Source organism: Streptomyces sp. NPDC033229, from assembly GCF_055576875.1.
Genome location: NZ_JBVIQR010000148.1, coordinates 1 through 3,566 on the forward strand (window position 1 = coordinate 1; position 3,566 = coordinate 3,566).

General features: G+C 66.8%; 4 protein-coding genes. All 4 read left to right on the top strand.

The window, feature by feature from the left end:
* The first annotated feature begins 175 nt into the window (after positions 1-175).
* The 4 genes from ACZ53N_RS36780 to ACZ53N_RS36795 all read left to right on the top strand — a co-directional run bounded on the left by ACZ53N_RS36780 (position 176) and on the right by ACZ53N_RS36795 (position 3,475).
* Entirely contained in the window at positions 176-1,144 is a 969-nt protein-coding gene (locus ACZ53N_RS36780) for a ParB/RepB/Spo0J family partition protein (protein WP_469145056.1), read from the top strand.
* Positions 1,145-1,422: 278 nt separating this feature from the next.
* Positions 1,423-1,830 (top strand): hypothetical protein, encoded by a 408-nt coding sequence (locus tag ACZ53N_RS36785; RefSeq protein ID WP_469145057.1) that lies wholly within the window; start codon positions 1,423-1,425, stop codon positions 1,828-1,830.
* Positions 1,831-2,441: 611 nt separating this feature from the next.
* Positions 2,442-2,774: a hypothetical protein gene (locus ACZ53N_RS36790; RefSeq protein ID WP_469145058.1), complete on the top strand. Its 333-nt coding sequence runs from the start codon at positions 2,442-2,444 to the stop codon at positions 2,772-2,774.
* Positions 2,771-3,475: a hypothetical protein gene (locus ACZ53N_RS36795; RefSeq protein WP_469145059.1), complete on the top strand. Its 705-nt coding sequence runs from the start codon at positions 2,771-2,773 to the stop codon at positions 3,473-3,475. Before ACZ53N_RS36790 ends, ACZ53N_RS36795 begins: the two co-directional genes overlap by 4 nt.
* Positions 3,476-3,566: the final 91 nt, after the last annotated feature.

The following is a 3,566-nucleotide window of genomic DNA, read 5'->3' on the forward strand; positions in this document are numbered from 1 at the left end:
GCTACGAGAAACGCGCCTACATCTACCTCGGCACCGTCACATTCGCAGCCCTCGCTATCTGGCTCCGAACATGATCCGAGAAACAGTCCCTAGTGGACCCCACCCCAAATGATAGTAGAATATAACCAGAAGGAAGGGGGGGAACCCTTCCCCAAAACACCCTCTTGGAGATCCCGTGTCCACCGTGCGCACCCTGAAGATGTCCCAGGTCCACGCCGCCGCCGACCAGCCGCGCAAGAAGTTCGACCCGGTCTACCTGCAGGAGCTGAAGGGCAGCATCAAGACCTACGGGCTCATGCAGCCGATCGTGGTGCGCCCGGACAACAAGCAGGGCGGTTACGAGATCGTGGCCGGCGAATGCCGCTGGCGCGCTCATGAGCTCGCAGGCAAGAAGTCGATCCGCGCCGTCATCCGCACGGTGAAGACCGGCATGGACCAGTTCAAGGCATCGATGTCGGAGAACATCACCCGCAAGGACATGACCCCGCTGGAAGAGGCGAGGGGTTTCCAGCGGATCCTCGACGAGGAGCCGGGCGCCACGGTGGAGAGCGTTGCTGGCGACTTCTTCAAGACCATCCAGTACGTCAAGCAGCGCCTGGCCCTGCTCAAGCTCCGCGACGACATCGCGAAGCTCGTGGAGGACGGCCACATAGGCACCAAGGCTGCCGTGCAGATCGCCTCCCTCAACCACGCCAACCAGGGCCAGGTCCTGGCCAAGTTCGGGCGGGACGAATTCAAGTCCGACAACGAGATCGTGCACTTCGCCTACGCGATGCGCCAGCAGCAGGACCAGGGCGTCCTGCTCCAGATGGAAGAGCTGACCGAGGACCAGCGCAAGGAGCGCGCGGCCGTGCAGCGCACCACCCGCACCACGCTCGACAAGATCGAAATGGTGCGACAGCTGCTGGAGGAGATCGCGGGCACGGGCGCCGTTCAGCTGGCCGAAGCCCTCGGCGGCCAGGTCAGCACGCGCCTCGACCAGCTCGACCGGGTCTCCGACTCCCTGACGAAGGCCCGCTTCCAGCTCAAGCAGGCCAAGGCCCACGCCGAGGCCGCCGAGGTCGTCACCATTAACCCGGCAGCCGAAGCTGACGGCGACGAGGAGCAGGCCCAGCAGGACACGCGCGTTCTCGTAGCGGCCTAACTGCCCACGGCGGCCCCGCCCCCTGGGGCCGCCCTCACATCCCCTGCCGCCCAAGGCAAACAACCGTGAACGGAACCACGTGCGGCACTGGCAGCTCCGAGCTGGAGCAGCACTGCCCCGAACGCGGGTGGCCGTGGTGCGCCCTGTACGACGGGGCGATCTATCCGTGCGACGAGACGCTCTGATTCGCCCTACGCGAGCCCGATGACCGTGTCCCAGGAAACAGCAGGGCCGCGCGCCCCGATCCCCTCCCCCACCCCACCAAGAAGGACGCACCTGTGCACAAGGACCTTTCCGCTGCCCAACTCGCCGCGCTGCTGGAGCAGCTGCCCGAGAGCGACCCACGACTGACCGGGGCGGTATCGCTCCTGGACCAGGCGTCGCTGCGCTTCGCTGCCCGCTATCCCAGCCTTACCGACAGCCAGCGCGCGTTCTCTAGGGCCCGCGCCACCCACTGGCCCTACAGAGGGATGGACAACTGGGCGGAGATCGTGAGGACCGGACTGGAGCTGGCTGCCGCGCTGCACCCACTGGGCGGTGCCGTCCTCGAATTCTGCGGCCAGGTCTGGGAGGAGGACGACTATCCCTGCCCCGGAGTTCTCGACGAACAAGGCGTCTGCCACTTCGACCACGCCCACCGCAGGGAGGCGTCCGCCGACAATGCGGCCGAGGCGGAGGCTGCATGAGCGCGCGGCCCAGAGAAGAAGCCAGGAGGGAGAGCGCGGGCGGACCGCCGGCGTGGGCGGCCATGACCAGAGGTTCCTTCGATAGTGCCGCCCCGAACGAGCTGGCGGTCCCGGCGGTCGCGCGTGTCGTGGCGAAGCCGGATCGTTTCGGCACGGAGGCGCTGTTCGGAGAAACCCGGCCTGCTGTGCACCATGGGGGCGCCCGCCCGGCGCAGCCCAGCGGAACAGAAGACCAGGGCTGCCTGTTCTGAGGCGCCCGACCTCTCCGGCCGACGCCACCGGCCGACTCAGATTGCAGTGATGGGGGTCACTTCTCCCGAGTGGGCCCTCACCCGAAAGATAGTAGAATATAACTCTCAGAGGGTTCGCGACCCCGACACCCACGCACCCGAAGGAAAAGATCACGAAGGACCCGGAGTACGGCATCTGCGAGAAGTGCGAGATCGAGCTGGAGCGGCACTGCCCCGACTGCTGGGAGCCCTGGTGCGTCGCGTGCGACGGCTGACATCAGCCCCCCGCGAGCCCGGCGGCCACACCCCAGTCGCCAGAGGCCGGGCACAACCCCAGCCCCATTTAGTCCGCCAACCCACAGAACCGACACGAAAGCCATCATGAGGCACCACACCCCCTTGGCCGGGGATGACGCGAAGGACCTCGGCCAGGCAGTCAGCGCGATCATCAAGATCACCGCGCGCGCTCTCAACCAAACGCACGACATCGACCTGGAAGGCCTCCTTCGCACCTTCACCCGTCGGGCGTGCATCGAGGCTGTGGCCACCTTCTATCTGCACGGCCTGCACCAAGGCCAGAGCAAGGAGGTGGCCGCCGCAGAGGCCGCCGTGCAGCTCGCACACGCATGGGCCGACGCACGCCCAGAGGCCCAGGAGATAGACAACGTGCAGCGCCGCAGTACGGGCACCCCCCTGGCCGGAGACGTCCAGTGAGCGAGTCGGAGCGCGGGGAGAGCGAGCCCGGCCTGTCCCCCCGTGGAGAGGTGATTGAGTTCTTCGGCTACCAGTACGACGTCTTCGGCGTCAGTGTCGGCGAGGAGTGGGAGTTCTGGGGCGCGAAGCGGATGCCCCTGCGCCACGACGCCATAGCCACCCACACCAATGGCGGTGAGAGCGCGAGCACACGGGATGACGCGATCAGGTGGTGCAAGAAGGAAGCGTGGGACAGGCACATCGCCACGACGGTCCATGCCCGCCACCCCGCCCTGTGCGGGCCGCACCGGTTCTCCGTCGAGCCGGTAGTGGAGACGCTGGAGCCCGGCTACGAGCGTGTCATCTGGATGGGGGCCGAGTGGCGGCTGCACGCCCCGAAGGCCGGGGCCAAGAAGGTGTGGCGCAGCGATGCCCTGACACCGCCCTCGGGCATCCCTGACGGGCACCCTCGCGAGTACCAGATGCGCATGCTGCGTGGCGCTTCCCTGCACCAGGCGCTGAGCCTCGATCTCGCTCGGCTTCTGGGCATCTCCCCCAGCGACGTCGACTGCGTCATGTGTGAGCCGGGCGGCGCTTGGGGCAGGCACAAGATGCGCAAGATCCGTATCGGCCTTCACGGCCGCCCCGAGGTCAACGAAGTCCTGTGCCTCCACCACGCCTTCAACTACTTCGTGCCCTGGGAAGAAGAGCACCGCCTCTAGGGACTGTTTCTCGGATCATGTTCGGAGCCAGATAGCGAGGGCTGCGAATGTGACGGTGCCGAGGTAGATGTAGGCGCGTTTCTCGTAGCGG